The sequence below is a fragment of the Nostoc sp. UHCC 0870 genome, assembly GCF_022063185.1.
In the GTDB taxonomy this organism is placed as follows: Bacteria; Cyanobacteriota; Cyanobacteriia; order Cyanobacteriales; family Nostocaceae; genus Trichormus.
The window spans coordinates 324,175-340,534 of the sequence record NZ_CP091913.1; the positions used below are offsets into that span (position 1 = coordinate 324,175).

General features: G+C 39.9%; 15 protein-coding genes and 2 pseudogenes. 7 read left to right on the plus strand and 10 right to left on the minus strand.

Annotated features, from left to right (window positions below; genetic code table 11):
• Window positions 1-11: 11 nt before the first annotated feature.
• From L6494_RS01370 to L6494_RS01380, 3 genes are all read right to left on the minus strand, one after another.
• Window positions 12-1,037, minus strand: a complete 1,026-nt coding sequence (locus L6494_RS01370) for an SGNH/GDSL hydrolase family protein (RefSeq protein WP_237991093.1) — start codon at window positions 1,035-1,037, stop codon at window positions 12-14.
• 169 nt (window positions 1,038-1,206) lie between these two features.
• Window positions 1,207-2,553 (minus strand): S-layer homology domain-containing protein, encoded by a 1,347-nt coding sequence (locus tag L6494_RS01375; RefSeq protein WP_237991094.1) that lies wholly within the window; start codon window positions 2,551-2,553, stop codon window positions 1,207-1,209.
• 47 nt (window positions 2,554-2,600) lie between these two features.
• Window positions 2,601-3,707 (minus strand): glycosyltransferase family 4 protein, encoded by a 1,107-nt coding sequence (locus tag L6494_RS01380; protein WP_237991095.1) that lies wholly within the window; start codon window positions 3,705-3,707, stop codon window positions 2,601-2,603.
• A 336-nt stretch (window positions 3,708-4,043) separates the two neighbouring features.
• Here L6494_RS01380 and L6494_RS01385 point away from each other — a divergent pair, with 336 nt between their 5' ends.
• The 5 genes and pseudogenes from L6494_RS01385 to L6494_RS01405 all read left to right on the plus strand — a co-directional run.
• Entirely contained in the window at window positions 4,044-4,211 is a 168-nt protein-coding gene (locus tag L6494_RS01385) for a hypothetical protein (RefSeq protein WP_237991096.1), read from the plus strand.
• Window positions 4,212-4,726: 515 nt separating this feature from the next.
• Window positions 4,727-5,680 (plus strand): annotated as a pseudogene (locus L6494_RS01390) (histidine kinase); the annotation flags it as partial.
• A gap of 56 nt (window positions 5,681-5,736) precedes the next feature.
• On the plus strand, window positions 5,737-6,108 hold the full coding sequence (locus L6494_RS01395) for a helix-turn-helix domain-containing protein (protein WP_237989128.1): 372 nt from the start codon (window positions 5,737-5,739) through the stop codon (window positions 6,106-6,108).
• A gap of 19 nt (window positions 6,109-6,127) precedes the next feature.
• Complete coding sequence (locus L6494_RS01400) at window positions 6,128-6,661, plus strand: HARBI1 family protein (RefSeq protein ID WP_237989127.1); 534 nt, start codon at window positions 6,128-6,130, stop codon at window positions 6,659-6,661.
• 154 nt (window positions 6,662-6,815) lie between these two features.
• A pseudogene (locus L6494_RS01405) lies at window positions 6,816-7,079 on the plus strand (ATP-binding protein); the annotation flags it as partial.
• A gap of 85 nt (window positions 7,080-7,164) precedes the next feature.
• Here the strand turns inward: L6494_RS01405 and L6494_RS01410 are convergent.
• Together L6494_RS01410 and L6494_RS01415 are read right to left on the minus strand one after the other, a co-directional pair.
• Window positions 7,165-8,205 (minus strand): response regulator, encoded by a 1,041-nt coding sequence (locus L6494_RS01410; protein ID WP_237991097.1) that lies wholly within the window; start codon window positions 8,203-8,205, stop codon window positions 7,165-7,167.
• A 68-nt stretch (window positions 8,206-8,273) separates the two neighbouring features.
• Window positions 8,274-8,606 (minus strand): hypothetical protein, encoded by a 333-nt coding sequence (locus L6494_RS01415; RefSeq protein ID WP_237991098.1) that lies wholly within the window; start codon window positions 8,604-8,606, stop codon window positions 8,274-8,276.
• A gap of 757 nt (window positions 8,607-9,363) precedes the next feature.
• On the opposite strand from L6494_RS01415, the gene L6494_RS01420 reads away from it, so the two are divergent.
• Window positions 9,364-9,624: a chlororespiratory reduction protein 7 gene (locus tag L6494_RS01420; RefSeq protein ID WP_237991099.1), complete on the plus strand. Its 261-nt coding sequence runs from the start codon at window positions 9,364-9,366 to the stop codon at window positions 9,622-9,624.
• Window positions 9,625-9,734: 110 nt separating this feature from the next.
• Here the strand turns inward: L6494_RS01420 and L6494_RS01425 are convergent, their stop codons facing one another.
• Window positions 9,735-10,283, minus strand: a complete 549-nt coding sequence (locus tag L6494_RS01425) for a DUF2854 domain-containing protein (protein ID WP_237995746.1) — start codon at window positions 10,281-10,283, stop codon at window positions 9,735-9,737.
• A 164-nt stretch (window positions 10,284-10,447) separates the two neighbouring features.
• Between L6494_RS01425 and L6494_RS01430 the strand changes: the two genes are divergently transcribed.
• Window positions 10,448-10,630, plus strand: coding sequence for a hypothetical protein (locus L6494_RS01430; RefSeq protein WP_237991100.1), 183 nt, complete (start codon window positions 10,448-10,450; stop codon window positions 10,628-10,630).
• 229 nt (window positions 10,631-10,859) lie between these two features.
• Here the strand turns inward: L6494_RS01430 and L6494_RS01435 are convergent, their stop codons facing one another.
• From L6494_RS01435 to L6494_RS01450, 4 genes are all read right to left on the minus strand, one after another.
• Window positions 10,860-11,276, minus strand: coding sequence for a response regulator (locus L6494_RS01435; RefSeq protein WP_237991101.1), 417 nt, complete (start codon window positions 11,274-11,276; stop codon window positions 10,860-10,862).
• A gap of 154 nt (window positions 11,277-11,430) precedes the next feature.
• Window positions 11,431-13,644 (minus strand): polyphosphate kinase 1, encoded by a 2,214-nt coding sequence (gene ppk1 / locus L6494_RS01440; RefSeq protein ID WP_237991102.1) that lies wholly within the window; start codon window positions 13,642-13,644, stop codon window positions 11,431-11,433.
• Between the two features lie 213 nt (window positions 13,645-13,857).
• Window positions 13,858-14,892 (minus strand): UDP-glucose 4-epimerase GalE, encoded by a 1,035-nt coding sequence (gene galE, locus L6494_RS01445; protein WP_237991103.1) that lies wholly within the window; start codon window positions 14,890-14,892, stop codon window positions 13,858-13,860.
• A complete protein-coding gene (locus L6494_RS01450) occupies window positions 14,889-16,301 on the minus strand; it encodes a sugar transferase (protein ID WP_237991104.1) in 1,413 nt (470 codons plus the stop codon). Before L6494_RS01450 ends, galE begins: the two co-directional genes overlap by 4 nt.
• Window positions 16,302-16,360 lie beyond the last annotated feature (59 nt).

A 16,360-nucleotide genomic window follows, 5' to 3' on the forward strand; every position in this document is an offset into this window, starting at 1 on the left:
GTTCCAAAAATTTACTTCACAATAGCAGTCAAAACTGACTTTTTCCGTTGACGCTTGAGCTTACCTGCTATACCCAAAGCACCAAATCCTAACATCCCCATCGTGACTGAAGGTTCAGGTACGAATACCGCGTCTGCTATCAGTTTATGGGCTTTGCTGGAAGGATGAACATCGTCCCAATATAAATACTCGTCTGGATTATCACAAGTTATATAAGTTGTGGGGCTGGTGAATTGCAAGCAAGCATCAGTGACATTAGTAAAACCGAATTTCTCTGGAGATTTACGCCAACTATTAACTAGAGAATAAACATTAACTTCGGTGAGGTTAACGTTTGGGTTTTGACGAATAATTGCTAAATCCTTGGCTAGATTTGAATTGAAATCTTTGCTCGCGCCAGTCAGTTCATCAGCATTGCGTCCTGGTATACTAGCCCCTGGAAGCACACCCAAATCTGTCAGGTTGAATACCACAATGTTTTTAGCACCTGCTGTGACTAAGCTATTTACAGATTGGAAGATGTTAGTGTAAGGCTTTGGTTGATTAGGATCGCTAGGTATTTGTGGGAACAAGTAATCATTTCCACCTCCCGATAAAGCATAAAGTGCATTAGGATCTACGATGTTTCCATTTCCTTGTACAAAACCCTGAACTTGCTCTAAGACTCCAGGTAAGGGTGCGTTAGGAACAAGTCCATTACCAAATCCTGAATTAGCCCCACCAATAGCAAAGTTAATTCCCTGAGTAGGAATAGCATTATTCAGCAATATATCAGTGACTAAAGTTGGTTTTAACCCTAACTTGTCTCCTAAATAATCAACCCATATCAAGTCATTAGCAAAGCGTCCCTGAAAATATGGTGGAGGTGGAGTAGGCCTTGGAGGTTGTAAAACCTGACTTGTCAAGTTCAATATATTACCAGTATCAGCCAAACTATCGCCAAATACATAAAAGCTGCTAAACTTTGCCGCTTTAGCTTCAAGCGGAATGATGACAGAACAGATTGCAAATCCTGCCGCTATGATTTTGGTTTTCATATTTGATTTAATGCTGAAATGTTATTGTTATGCCTAATTAAGAAAATGACAGCTAGCCGATTTCAGGCTTGCGTGATTTTGTTTAAGTGACTTTACTTAGCCATCAATAACATAGCAGGAAAAATCACAGGCAAGATTTATATTTACGTGATTTTTACAATTCCAGGGCTTATCTCGTCTGCTTTAATTTCAATGCCTCATTAGCCGATATACCCTCACCCTGAGTGCCAAAATACCACAACGCCGCCGCCGCTTCTGCACGAGTCACGGGTTTTTTCGGTTGGAACAAAGTTGTATAGCCAAACACCCGACGAATATTTGATTGTTCGCCATTCTGGAAATCAGCTAAAACTGCTCTCAAAGATTTGGGGTCTATTTTACCCGCATCCTGAAAACCCCAAGTTTCCTTAACAGCCTCTAAATTAGCAGTTGGTAAAGCTTGGCGGGTATCTAGGGGTACTTTCCACAAGACTAATTGTTCTCGTGTGAGTGGTGCATCAGGGCGAAACAGAACGGCTGTAGAGTCACCAGACAAAGGACTAGGAATTAATCCAGCTTCCGCTAATCCTTGAATTGCTGGAAAATCAGGGTCTTGACGCGACACATCACTAAAAGTTGGTTGTACACTTTCTGATGCTGGGCGAATTTGCTTGGCGGGATTGTTGGCATACATGGCATTGTTAGCAGTCACTAGCCAACGGGCATATTCTCGCCGAGTGATAATTTTACCGGGTTCAAATTGGTTAGTTGTGGTAGGAGAATTAGTTTTATTGTTGGCAGTATCTGACGAAAATACCCCTAATGCTGCTAAATCTTGGATATATTGCTGTATTTGTTGCGGGGCTTTATTCAAATCGCTAAATTCTTGAGCCGTGGGTGTCTCAGATGTACTGGGTGATTGTGTTACCCAATTTGCTGGAGGTACTGGGCCAATAAACTGCGAATCGCCTGGTTGGGGAACATTATTAGTAGTTGAGGTAGCTGTACTATTTGGTACGTACTCAATCTTTAATAATGTAGAGGTTTGTGGTTGATTGGGTGCAGGATTTGTGACTGATTGCGGCTGAATAGACACATTCACTAACAAATCATTGCGACGCACTTCAAAAGTACCTTCTACATCATCTGTGGGCTGTTGTAGAATTTGCCAGTTGTTAGATTGAAACTGATTGCGGTAAAAACTAGTAATAAAATTGCTAGGTTCAGAACTTAGCCAACGAGTCAACACCCTATTGTCTGTAGCACTAGCAGGGGTAATTTCCTCTAGTTTGGCGTTGGGATATATGGGGATATCTTTGGGAAAATCCGCAGGTAACTGCACTGATGGTTCGTTTTGTCCAGATGGCGATTTATCTGCTGGAGATTGACCTAAAACTGTTGGGTTATTTTTTAACCTGGGGTCTGCTGCCAAAGACTGTTCCAGGTTTTTGGCAGTTGGCACGTTAGCACAGGCTGTTAACGAAGTTAGAAAAACAGCCAAACTTAAAAATACAGCTGGACGTTTAAACAAAAGCACAGGAAATCACAAACGCGTGTCAATTCCTACCCTAGCGCATACTGCCGTCATTGAATTGTAGTTTGCGGTTTTAGTTGCTCACAAATCTCTAGAAATTGAGTAGCAACAAGGGTTGAAGAAAAATTTTCTGCAACATACTGACTAGATAGGAAACCACGATTAATTACTTCATCTGGATGATCCAAGCAGTATCTCATGCAGGTGGCTAACTCTTGTATATCTTCATTTTTAAAGAAAAAGCCGTGTGTTCCAGCCAGTTCTGGTAATCCTCCCACTTTTGAAACAATCGAGCAGGTTTGGGTACTAGAAGCTTCCAATACTACATAGCCGGCTGGTTCTTGCCACCGCGAAGGTACTACCAAAGCCAAAGCATCCTGTAATTGTGCAATCACTTCTTGATTAGAAAGTTTCCCTAAAAATCTGACGTAATTTACAATTTCTAAACTAGATGTCAGTTGCTGTAATTTATTGGCTGTTCCTCCATCGCCTATAATCAAAATCTGAAAATGACGATTTTCATCTTTTAAAATTGATGCGGCTCTTAATAAAATATCTACTCCTTTATCTGCATCTAATCTGCCAACAAAAATAAATTTATAAGGCGTAGATAAGTTATGCAGATTTTTTGGCTGACTTTCAGACTTAATGACAATAGGATTATATAAAGTAACTACTTGCCAAGGAAAAGCACAAGATTCCCCTAGAAAATTGCTACAAGCTGTGTGACGATTTGCTATGAGTGCAGTACCAAGTCTAGTCCCTAATCTTGCCCATTTAACAAAGGTGAATAACTTCCATTTTAAAGGGTAGTTGGGTTTGGGTAAGGTATATTTGAATTCAGCTTGTAGCCTTTTGCCAAAGGACATCTGCTCATATTGAGAGTGAATAGATTGATAAAAACAGTAGTGATATTTAATAATAATTTTTTTATTGAGGATTTTACATAATAGGGCAAATATTAAATCATTAGAATTCATATGCACAATATCTGCCCAAAAAATAAGTTTTATCCAATTATTGATCTGCTCTTCTCTGGTAGAGATTGTTTTAACTTCTACACCTCTTGTTTCTAGTTCTGGTATGAGTGCATTAATGTATGTTATGACTCCAGCGATTTCATTCTTAAAATGTCTGTGTTGGATTAAAAGCTTCATAAAAAGTAACTATATTGATAATTTGATCGTAAATTACCTTGCAAATTAATCGAGTCAGTTAGTTTTGTCAAACATACTTATATTAAATCAGCTGTTTATAATCCCAGAATTTGCGGTGCAGTTATCCCAAATCGACTATAAAACTGTAATCTACTCCAAAATGCTGCCTTTGAGAGCGATCGCTAACTAATCTTCAGTGCTAAACTAGTTTTAAGACTTCCTTTAGCATTAGCTAAAGCTGCAAAATTAGCAACTCTGCTGATAATCGGTAATGTAGAAGAGTCAGGGGACGTGGGAGACTGTTGTGCTAGATTTAGTTCCCAGGTTGCAAAGGGTGTGTCCCTGGCTAGTCAAGATGCAGATGCGACACAGGTGCAATTTCTCATACTGGATCTAATTGATGTTCGCCACTCAGTAGGGGTAACTTTCTCACCAAAGCTAATTCACCCCGGTGAGATCAACTCATATCCAGCACAGGTGCAAGTTTTACTAATTCCTGGCTAGAAGCAGACAAAGAGCAATAAATTTGTATTTGTGGCTTGGTTAAGTTATCAGATACAAGTCAAGCATCTGGGGAATTACAGAAAATTTTCGCGCTGAAGTGTTGACACTGAAGAAACCCTTCAGTGGCTTTAGCTTAGGAAATTAACTATCCTCCTACAGATTGCATTCGATTGGCATCAGGAATTACTAGTGCGGCTCAATGCGTGCAATTAAATCCAGATGTTGCTGTATGATCTGATTTGCCTGAGTATAAAAATTTTCATCTGTTGACTCTACAGCCAGAGTATGATTTACAGGAGATGGAGGTTTAAATTACACAGCAAAAACCTTTCCATTCCAACAAGTTAGCCCAATTGGAAACAAAAAGCTCAAAAAGATGTATCTCATGTCAAAAACTCTGATCAGATGGGAGTATGAAAAATCTAAAATAGATATTAAATTGAGAAAAAAACGAACGACCATCGACAACTGTCAGTCTAGTCTAAGTTCTGCAAAACGTCGCCAGGTTGTTACCAGTGCTGAAACACGATTACATGCAAGTTTCCCAGGATCAGCCGAGCTATTCTGATGCTCCACTCCAACTGCTACTGTTTATTGATGGACGACCCAAGTCCAAACAACAGGTGCAGCGTATCCGTGCTTACTTAAAAGAATTACAGGCTGAGTATAACTTTGAACTGCAAATTATCGATGTTGGACAACAACCTTATTTAGCAGAACACTTTAAGTTAGTAGCGACACCAGCCTTAATCAAAATTCATCCAGAACCTAGACAAGTTCTAGCCGGTAGTAACATCATTTCTCAACTGAAAAGCTGGTGGCCTCGTTGGCAAACGGCTGTAGAAACTTACCTCAAACTCCAAGAGGACTTACAAGAACGTGTAGAGGAGAATGGGCGCATCTCACAACCGAAATCTACCATCCGTTCTGTTGCGGTTTCTGCGGAACTGATTCGACTTTCCGACGAAATATTTCACCTGAAACAAGAAAAAGAAAAACTTCTAGAGCAGTTACAGTTTAAAGATAGGGTAATTGGGATGCTAGCCCACGACCTCCGCAATCCCTTAACAGCTGCGGCGATCGCCATTGAAACCTTACAATCTAACTACAATCTAGAAACTGGTGAATTTCAACGCCTCAAACCAGCCTTAATTGCCCATTTATTAAAACAAGCCCGCAGTCAAACCAAGACAATTGACAGAATGATTGCGGATCTGTTACAGGTGGGTAGGGGTCATGATACAGAGTTAACAATTGTACCACAGAAGACACATCTCGGTCAACTCTGCTTAGATGTAATAGAAGAATTGCGCGATCGCTACATTACCAAATCCCAAAAGATAGAAACCGATATCCCTCAAGACTTACCCTCTGTCTATGCTGACCCAGAACGCATCCGCCAAGTCTTGATCAATCTTTTGGATAATGCCATCAAATACACCCCCGAATGTGGCACAATAGACATCTCCAAAATAGTATTATTCTGTGATAAAAGAACATTAAAGCGTTATTTTGACACAGAAGCATGAGCAATATACTGAATTACATTGAAGAGAATCCTAAACAAACCCAAAGGTTAATAGGTCTGGAATATGAACAGTTACAACAATTAATCATAAATGGGGAAAGATTATATCATGAAAAAAAAGCTTTACTGGAATCTAAGAAAGTGAGAATTATTGCTGGTGGAGGAGGTCGGAAACCAAAATTATCTATTTCTGAACAAATCATTTTAACTTTAGTGTATCTCCGACATCTGACAACCTTTCAACTTCTAGGTATTCAGTTTGAAGTAAGTGAGTCTACAGCCAACGATACGTTTAACTATTGGTTGCCTAACTTGCGAGAATTACTGCCATCAAGTTTGCTTGAACAAGTAAAAAAAAAACGCTTCTGACTATGAAGTAGTAAAAGAAATGCTCACAGAATATGAATTAATAGTAGATAGCTATGAACAAGTCAGAGAAAGACCTAGAGACAATGATGAACAAAAGAAATATTTTTCAGGTAAGAAGAGTAATCATACATTTAAAACTCAAATGATTATTTTACCTGATGCTAGTGATATCGTTGATGTTGTGGCAGGTGAACCTGGTCCAAAAAGCGATATAACTTTGTTCCGAGAATATCGTTCAGAGTTTGATGCCAAACAAAGATTTAAAGGAGATAAGGCATATCTTGGAGAAGATTTAATTACAACTCCAATTAAGAAACCAAGAAATCAAGAACTAACAACTGAACAGAAAGAACAGAACAAAATATTTTCATCTAAACGAATCTTTGTTGAACATCGAATACGGTCAGTCAAAATCTTTCGAGTTGTCCAAGAGAGATTTAGGTTAAATACCCGCAAATATAAGCAAGTAATTTTGACGATTTGTGGGCTAGTAAGGTTACGGATTCGAGGGCTAATATTACCATTAGAAATATCAGCTATATCATCAGGTTAAAATTATCGCATATAACTAGATATTTTTGCCTAATTATCAACAGCAAATATCTCAAAGTCTTATTTCATCGTACAGAATAGCTAATTTAAGATGATTGCATTTAGTGGCTACAGCCTAGCCAAACAAAGGCTTTGACTGTTTTCGGAGATGTCTAATCAGCATCGCCGGCTTACACCGCACTACCCAAAAAGTTCAATTCAGCATAGGTGATACTGGCCCTGGTATCCCAGTAGAAAATCGCGATCGCATTTTTGAAAACCACTATCGCCTAGAACGAGATGAAGGTACTGAAGGCTACGGTATCGGTCTTTGTTTATGCCAACGTATCGTCAGAGCGCATTACGGCCAAATTTGGGTAGACTCTAACCCTTATGGCGGAGCATGGTTTCACTTTACTTTGCCAGTTTACCCCTCTTGACGAATTACGAATTACGTAAAGCCTGCGGCATGGCTGCGCTTAGAGCGTAGCGGGGCGCAGCCCATTACGAATTACGAATTACGAATTACGAATTATCTTCACTGTCTGATAACAAGCAAATCCGATTACGCCCTTCCTCCTTTGCTTGGTAAAGGGCTTTATCTGCTGCGGCTATTAAATCTGAGGGGGAAGACTCCCAGCTTGGGATCATAGTCGCTACACCCATACTCAGAGTCAGATATTGACTCACAGTAGATTTTTCATGGGCAATATGTAAATCACCAACGCCATTTTGCATCATAGTGGCAACATGAACTGCACCGGATGAGTGAGTATAGGGCATAATCACAGCAAATTCTTCACCGCCATAACGGGCTACTAAATCTCGGTGTTTCTCTGCTTTCTCGTTTAAAGTATGACCTACTTTTTGTAAACAAGCGTCCCCTGCGGGATGTCCATAGCAATCATTGTAAAATTTAAAAAAGTCGATATCGCACAAAATCAGCGATAAAGGCACTCTTGATTGTGCTAGGTTAATCCACTGGGTATTCAAATAGTTATCAAAACGACGGCGATTAGCCAAGCCAGTTAAGCCATCTACATGAGCAAGTTCCTGCAAAGCTAAGTTTGCCGCTTCCAATTGTTTATAAACTTGTGCTTGTTGTAGCAGTCTACGTAAACGTTGACGTAATACCGCCCAATGAATTGGCTTGGTGATGTAGTCTGTTGCTCCTGCTTCAAAAGCACGATCAACCGATTCTTCATCATTCAAGCTGGTAATCATTAATATAGGAGTACGCTCCCATAGTTTTGAGATCACGGTATTACCTAATCCAGAATCAGTATCTAGATTTGCCAAAGCTGACATTAAATTATTTCTAGCAATTTGTAGTAGTTGCTTACAACACGTAAACCCATCCATAATAGGCATCACAGCATCTAACAAGACTATATCTGGTTTGACAGCCTCATACGCATCTAAGCACTGCTTTCCGTCTGTAACCTCAATGACTCGATAGCCTTCTTGTTCCATTACTTTACGCAACATTGTTCGGATGGTTGTGTCATCATCAGCCACCAAAATTACAGGAGGTTCTTTAAGAGAATATGGGCTTATGCGTGACATGAGTTGCGTTCCACAGAAATTCTCAAAGTTGAAGAGGAGCAAACCTAGAAAAATCTTGCTCTTGTAAATTAATTACTTGTAACCGAAATTTGTTTAAAGTAGCCACGTCCTGGTGACTCAATAGTTGGATAGTCAAATAGATACCTAGTTTTGATCAGGTCATCAGCAATATGCACAATATCTTTTGCTAATTTACTCTTGAGTAGCAATTGTGTTACTGTCTGATTAAATAATGTGTGTAAACAGTGACAAGCAATAATGCGATCGCCTAAGAATAATCGCCCACTCATCGATATGGGAGTTCTGAACACGCATTTATCCGACCTGCCTCGAAAACTTGTGTGGATGTAAACCTGTTCGATAATCTTTAGCCAAGAAAACAGCATCATACTAGTTCGCATAGATAATCTATCGATTTATATAGAAAGTTAAGGGACTTATTACCTTAATACTCATTTCTAGCCATACTAAGAAATGTTACTTTTATAGTTCCCGCTTGATCACATTTAATTGCGATTGTAGGTAAAACTTCAAATACTGGCTTTATGTCTTTACAGACTTAGTTATTTTAGACACTAGGCCAATAATGTAGATCCATCACCCTATGACCTGAAAACTCAGCATTATCATCATGTTGATTGATGAGATGCTATTTATCCGACATCTTTAAATAGATAGATTTGAGAGCTTCTTTTGTGGTAATCACATAATTTTCATCATGCTATTATCAAGTTATTAACAATGCTGGTCAATTATTTATATTTTGCAATTAATCTAGTATAATTACGTAGGCATACAGTTCATTAATATATGTTATATCAGAGAATTAGGTTAATTTCTCTGAAAAATGTCGGTACTATGTCTAAAATAAAGATGAATACAAACAAGCTGGCGTAATTAACAATTCAAAATTCAAAATTCAAAATGACGCTCGCGGACTCGCTAACGCTGCGCTAACAAAATTAAAGACAGTTGGAGTTAGGGATTTAAACCCCAACTCAACTGATACTACGTGTAGACGTAAGGGTCTTAAACCCTTGAATTTACGATAAATAAATATTTATGGTTAGGAAAAAGTAGGGGTGTAGGGGAGACAAGAAAGTAAAAGTCCATCGGCAAATTAATTATGTCCACGTATTAAGTTAGTCTATTTTATTTATGCCAGATCCATTAATGTATCAACAGGATAATTTTGTTGTTCTAGAAACAAATCAACCAGAACAGTTTCTCACAACAGCAGAGTTATTAGAAAAGCTCAAAATGGAATTGCAAAAAATTGATTTTCAAGATTTACCATTTGAGCTACAACAATTTGATTCTCCCGCAGATCAAGCCCAACATTTAATTGACACAAGTTGCGAATTAGATGTTGGGATTGGCAAATATTTGCAATGGTATGCAGTACGTTTAGAAAAGTAGGTGTTTAGTAAAGCTATTTTAATCGAGTTCGTAGTAAGGACTTTAGTCCTAAAAGAAGGACTAAAGTCCTTACTACAAACCTTTAATGCCCCATAACCAATCAGTAATGATTATTGACTATCAGTAATCACTGCTAATTCAATTTTATCCTCATTGACTAATGTGATTTTTACTTCTATTCCTGGACCAAAGTATTTGGTCATTTTTTCATGTTTTTCCTGCCAACCGCTAATTTGTATAGATGGCGAGTCAAATTCTAAAATCAAGGCATAAGCACCATTAATTTCTGTTTCTCGTAATGCTGTAACTACAGGTCTTTCGTCATCTGAAGGGCTTAAACCCAGATAAGAAAGCGCACTATCTAAATGGGCATCTTGTCCATAGCAATAGCGGGTAATATCTTTACGAATTTTATTTTGGGTAACAGTTGCTTGCTGTTCTCGCAATAATAAAACTGAAGGTTCAGTTGGTTGACTGAAGGGAATAGGCTTGATTTCATTAGCTTTGAGTGCTAATCCTCCTAGAAATAGTGGAAAGCCGTAGAAAAATCCCACTAAATTGAGTGTAGCGTTATCTAGAGCGTAAGCAACAAAGCCTACGATAATCAATATGCCACCGACGCTTAAACCAAGAGTTCCCAGAGAAATTTTACGTAACATAATCTCAGAATCGTATAAATTCTTAACACATCTAGCTTTATTATCATCACAATAGGCACTAAAATTCTTGATGCGATCGCTAGCTGCACTACTGGAGATCAGTTCCAAGGGTGACTTTTTTGAGTTAAGTTTAAATTTGGAGATAATATCAGGACAAAAAAACAATGGATTTACAGACACTCAAAGAGCGGATTGCGATCGTTGAAAGCAAGCGTGAGTACCTACTGAGCCTTTTAGAGCAACCAAACTTGGGAATTTTGAGAGTTGATGTGAATCAAGCCTTGGAAGAACTAGATGAATTGATTGAAGAATTTAGACGGACTATTCCACCAGCAGAGAATAATTAATATGGTGTAGCCCCTTTTGTCTACCTAAGTAGCCATCATGAACTGCGTACACAAGAAAACATGAAAAAGTCTTTCCCTTACACCCCTATACCCTTACACCCCTACACCCCTTCTTCAAGTCAGAACGACTTGAAAAAACCAAACTATGTTAAGTAATGTAAAAAAATAGGATTGAGTTCGTAGTAAGGACTTTAATCCTTACTACGAACCTTTAATTATTTACGCCGTTCTACCTAGAAATAGAATTATTACCTGCAATTTTTCCTAGTTGTCTGACTAAAGCAACTAGTTCACTGGTAGGGACATCTTTCTTACAAACTTCATCAAAGTTAACCATTGTGTTTTTGTCAGGTAAAGCAGCTTCTTCGACTGAAGAATAAGCCAATATCTGAGTGTTGGGAGACAGGGCTTTAATATGTCCAGAAGCACTCCAACCATCCATGATTGGCATCTGTAAATCCAGAACAATCACATCGGGATGAAAATCTTTTACCATTTCTATAGCTTCTTGACCGTTACTGGCTAAACCCACAACTTGAATATTTTCCTGACCTGCGAAAGCTAATTTTAGTGTTAAACGAGTCAGTTCATGATCGTCAACCACTAGAACGCGTAAGGTAGAAGACTCACAGGAGAACATTAACATTCCAGGGAAAAAGTAAATACGATAATCCCTCTAGTTTATGGGAACAACTACTAACAATTACTCTATCTTATGGTTGAATAATTACTACATAAGCAGAGGAATTTATAAAACTTCTGATAAAGAAATTGAAGTTTTGATAAAGAACCGACTTGATTTAATTATCTGTTGGTGAAGAACTTTTTTTAGCATCAATAAAATTTGCTGTTATTCCAGTGGAACGTAAGGCCATATTCATCAGTGTGATTTGGGAGTGAGATTCAGGGCAATCATCTCCAGGACGGCGTTGAATATAAGACCCATCACCTTGTAAATCCCAAGCTTGACGATTATCTGCTAGCATGATTCCCAAGATTTCTTGTAAGTCTTTAGCAATATCTTGGTCTCGGATAGGGGTAATTACTTCCACTCGTCGGTCTAAGTTCCGGCTCATCCAATCAGCACTGCCAATATAAATTTCTTCTTGGCCATTGTTGTAGAAATAATACATTCGGGAGTGTTCTAAAAACCTGCCAATAATACTAATCACACGAATATTTTCACTCAAGTCTGGCAGCCCTGGACGTAAGCAGCAAATGCCCCGGATAATCAAGTCAATTTGTACGCCAGCGCGAGAGGCTTCATACAAAGTAGTGATGATTTGCGGATCAACAAGGGAATTCATCTTGGCGACAATCCGACCTGTGCAGCCATTTTTGACATTGGTGATTTCACGACGAATTAATTCTAAAAAGCGATCGCGCATATTCACAGGCGCAACCAATAATTCTCGATAGGATTTCTGCCGGGAATATCCTGTCAAGAAATTAAATAAATCTGTAATATCAGCACCTAATTCTTCTCGACAACTAAATAATCCTAAATCTGTATACAGTCGGGCTGTTTTAGGGTTATAGTTGCCAGTGCCAATATGTACATAACGACGCATCCCATCTTTTTCTCGGCGTACTACCATGACAGTTTTGCAATGGGTTTTTAACCCAACCAAACCATAAACAACGTGTACCCCCACCCTTTCTAATCGCCTAGCCCAGTAAATATTATTTTCTTCATCAAATCGGGCTTTTAATTCCACCAAGACTGATACCTGTTTGCCATTTTCCGCCGCCGCGATTAAGGCATTAACAATTGGCGAATCCCCAGAAGTGCGGTACAAAGTCATTTTAATGGCTAGTACATTCGGGTCGTGGGCCGCATGGGTGATAAAGCGTACTACTGTAGCTGAAAAAGATTGATAGGGATGGTGGACAAATAAATCTTTTTCTCTAATCACAGAAAAGAAATCTTTACCTTCGTCTAATTCCAACACATTGGGGTCTAAACTGGGTTCTCGCAATCGTTGCAACCGCATTGGTACTACAGACTGACGGGGTGGATCTTTGAGTTCTGATAAGGGTAAGGCCATAAAATACATCAAATCCCGCAGTCCTAGCAGGCCTTCCGCTTCGTAGACATCATTTTCTGTGAGTTCTAAATCTTGTAATAACCGAGTGCGTATTGCTTCAGGTGTTTGGGATTTAATTTCGATGCGGACAGGGTTTCCACCAATGCGGCGTTTTCGTAATTCTTGTTCGATCGCGAGTAATAAGTCATCAGCTTCGTCTTCTTCTAAAGCCAAATCAGCATCGCGGGTAATACGGAAAGGATGATATTCCTGGATATTCATCCCTGGAAACAAAGATTCTAAATTATGTGCGATCGCCTGTTCTAAGGGTACACCAGTCCAGTGAGCTGGTTTACCATTTTCCATCTTTAGCCCCAACTCTGGCGGTAGGGGTAAAAATCGCGGTAAAACACTGGGAACTTTCACCCTGGCAAAAAATTCCTCATCTGTGTCGGGATTTTTCACTAAAACAGCCAAATTCAAGCTGAGATTAGAAATATAGGGAAAGGGATGGCTGGGGTCAACAGCTAAGGGAGTCAGAACAGGGAAAATTTGCTCTTCAAAATAATTATCTAGATACGTGCGCTGTTTTTGAGTCAGGTTAATGTAATCCACGATATGAACACCCTGATCTGCCAACAACGGCCGGATGAGTTGTTCAAATTGTTGGTGTTCTTTGGTTACTTGGGGTATGAGGTGTAAGCGAATATCATCAAGCTGTTGTTGTGGGGTACGTCCATCGGGGGTTAACTTACTAACCTTCGCTTCTACCTGTTGCTTCAGGGCTGCAACCCGCACCATGAAAAATTCATCTAAGTTAGAACTAAAAATTGCTAAAAACTTCAACCGTTCTAACAATGGTGTACGTGGATCGCAAGCTTCATGTAATACCCGATTGTTGAATTCTAACCAGCTTAACTCTCGGTTAATATAATATTGTGGATCGTTTAAATTAATAGAATTAGAGGTTTTTTTAGGTTTAGGCATGGCGATCGCAGGCTAGCCTGATGTAGCCCATTAAGAGGGATGACAATACACATGGTAATTGAAATCCGGCATCCGGTGAAGCAGCCTGAAATATTAAATGGGTTGAGGACTAAAGTCCTCACTACAAACTTTATCGTAAATTCAAGGGTTTAATTTTGAAGTAATAAGTCATGGGTATTACTCATTACTCATTACTCATTACTCATTACTCATTCACGCTACTTGTTGTTGAGTTGTGAGTTTGGGTTGCGGTAATAAATTGGGTATTGCACCTTTCTGACGCATTTCCCAGGCTAGGGTAGTATATACAATTAGATCCAAGTCATTATATTGGGGTTTCCATCCCAATACTTGACGGATTTTGTCGGCGCAAGTGATGACACAAGCTGGATCTCCAGGGCGGCGGTCTGTTTCGATGACGGGGAAATCTACCCCAGATATAACTTTCACCCGTTCGATGACTTGCCGCACACTATACCCTTGTCCATAACCACAATTGAGAATTTGGCTCTCTTGACCTGCTTCTAGGTAGCGCAAAGCGTCTAAATGTGCTGTTGCTAAGTCTTCAACGTGAAGATAATCTCTAATTGCTGTGCCATCTGGGGTGGGAAAATCTGTACCAAAGATGCGTATACCTGGTTGGCGTTTGAGTGCGGCATTACAGGCTACGCCAATTAAATGGGAGACATCTTTGGACATTTGCCCTAGTCTGCCTCCTGGTTCTGCGCCGGCGATATTAAAGTAGCGTAAAATTACGTACCGCAGAGATGAGGCTGTGGCATAGTCTCGAATTAGCCATTCAGAGGAAAGTTTTGAGCGTCCGTAGGGGTTAATGGGTTCGGTGGGTGTGGACTCGGTGACAGGGTTGGTTGCTGGTTGCCCATAGACGGCGGCTGTGCTGGAAAAGATGATTTGGTTAACGCCCATATCGCTGCAACAACGGAGTAAATTAAGGGTGTTACGGGTGTTGTTGGCGTAGTATTCTAGGGGATGAGCGACTGATTCCGGGACGTTGAGACTAGCAGCAAAGTGTAGGACAGTGGTAAATTTATGCTGAAAAAACACCCGATAGAGAGTGTCTAAATCTGCTAAATCTCCCACGATTAACTCACCGTGGAGGACTGCTTGGGGTGAACCTGTAGAGCAATTGTCATAGACGACGACATCATAGCCGGCTGCACCCAATTGGCGGACTACGTGAGAGCCAATATATCCTGCGCCGCCTGTCACCAAAACTTTCTTTTTCATCTGCCTTTACCTAATAACACGACCCGAATGGTTTTGAAGGCGATCGCTAAATCTAAAAATGGTGAATAATTTTTGATGTAGTAGAGGTCGTAAGCTAACTTTTCGTCAGCGTCTTCTACTGATGCGCCGTAGGGATACATCACCTGCGCCCAGCCAGTGATTCCTGGTTTGACGACATAACGTAAGTCATAGTAGGGAATCTCTTGTCGCAGCTTGACATCAAACTCCGGTCGTTCTGGACGAGGGCCAATTAAGCTCATTTCTCCTGATAAAACGTTGAAAATCTGTGGTAATTCATCGATTCTCAACAGGCGTAGCCAGCGACCGACTCTAGTAATGCGCGGATCATGTTCATGCGCCCACTGCACCCCACGCTTTTCGGCATCCTGATACATGGAACGAAACTTGTAAACCCTAAAGGTGTTTCCTTGTAACCCTGTTCGTACTTGACTGTAGAAAATAGGGCCGGGGCTATTTAATTTAATGGCTAGTGCTGTCAGCAACATCAGAGGGAACAAACCCACAAATAACAGCAATGCCAAAATTATGTCTGTGACACGCTTGATTTTTTGACTAATGCTGTTAGAGGTGAGATGATACCCTGCACTGAATACCAGCAAGTTATCTTGCAGTAGAGAAGAGGGGAGTTTATACCAGAGATTTTCACAAATATCGGGGATGCTGTAGATGGGGATACCAGCCACCTGCAACTGCATCAACTGCTGCATCTCGATGTCAGATAATTGCGTTGGTGTTGCTAATACTACCCCTGACCACGGTTGGTAAATCCATTGGCGTAAGTCATGGAGACTACTAACGGAAATTCGATGATTTTTCGCTAACTCATGGGTGTGTTGGTCTGATGCTGCTAAAATCACCAGCCGACCCAATGTATTGTGCTTGAGAAATATCTTTCCTAATTGGATGGCTTGTTTGTTAGCACCTAAAATTAACCATCTACGGTTTTGAGCTTGCGATCGCGCCCATTTTGCTGTCGATACTCTTAAGCATATCGTCCAGATGGTAGATATACTTAAACTCGGAAGTAAAATCTCCCATTTCCAGAGTGCTAGCTTTTCTCCAGTTTCCATAATATGGAGGATGGCAAAAAAGATGCCACCTACAAGCATATTAGTAATTAAAATCCGAGCCGGAGCGCGTAAACCGGAAATTTGGTTATCTGGATGGTAGCTATCTGCTACATATAAACCAGTAATGATTAATAAGCAAAATAATAAAGAAATAACAGGTTCAAAAACTTGAGAATTGTCTTCCCAATTTATCCAAAAGGGGAAAAATAAAGCTAACACTAAACCCACAATATCCCCTAGCAGTAGCAATATAGAGAGGATGTTGTGGTTTTGATGTAACTTGCTTCCTTGATTGCTAATACTAAGAGTAAAGTGCATTGGCATTATTTCCAAATATTAAAAATGGCAAAATTAGCATCACCATATGGGATGCCTGC

Bases quoted from the DNA above. Each gene is read 5' to 3' on its own strand.
- L6494_RS01425 (WP_237995746.1), bottom strand. From the start codon at position 10,283: ATGTTACGTAAAATTTCTCTGGGAACTCTTGGTTTAAGCGTCGGTGGC.
- L6494_RS01435 (WP_237991101.1), bottom strand. From the start codon at position 11,276: ATGTTAATGTTCTCCTGTGAGTCTTCTACCTTACGCGTTCTAGTGGTT.
- L6494_RS01450 (WP_237991104.1), bottom strand. From the start codon at position 16,301: ATGCACTTTACTCTTAGTATTAGCAATCAAGGAAGCAAGTTACATCAA.
- L6494_RS01370 (WP_237991093.1), bottom strand. From the start codon at position 1,037: ATGAAAACCAAAATCATAGCGGCAGGATTTGCAATCTGTTCTGTCATC.
- L6494_RS01410 (WP_237991097.1), bottom strand. From the start codon at position 8,205: ATGTCACGCATAAGCCCATATTCTCTTAAAGAACCTCCTGTAATTTTG.
- L6494_RS01380 (WP_237991095.1), bottom strand. From the start codon at position 3,707: ATGAAGCTTTTAATCCAACACAGACATTTTAAGAATGAAATCGCTGGA.
- galE (WP_237991103.1), bottom strand. From the start codon at position 14,892: ATGAAAAAGAAAGTTTTGGTGACAGGCGGCGCAGGATATATTGGCTCT.
- L6494_RS01395 (WP_237989128.1), top strand. From the start codon at position 5,737: ATGAGCAATATACTGAATTACATTGAAGAGAATCCTAAACAAACCCAA.
- L6494_RS01415 (WP_237991098.1), bottom strand. From the start codon at position 8,606: ATGCGAACTAGTATGATGCTGTTTTCTTGGCTAAAGATTATCGAACAG.
- ppk1 (WP_237991102.1), bottom strand. From the start codon at position 13,644: ATGCCTAAACCTAAAAAAACCTCTAATTCTATTAATTTAAACGATCCA.
- L6494_RS01420 (WP_237991099.1), top strand. From the start codon at position 9,364: ATGCCAGATCCATTAATGTATCAACAGGATAATTTTGTTGTTCTAGAA.
- L6494_RS01400 (WP_237989127.1), top strand. From the start codon at position 6,128: ATGCTCACAGAATATGAATTAATAGTAGATAGCTATGAACAAGTCAGA.
- L6494_RS01430 (WP_237991100.1), top strand. From the start codon at position 10,448: ATGGATTTACAGACACTCAAAGAGCGGATTGCGATCGTTGAAAGCAAG.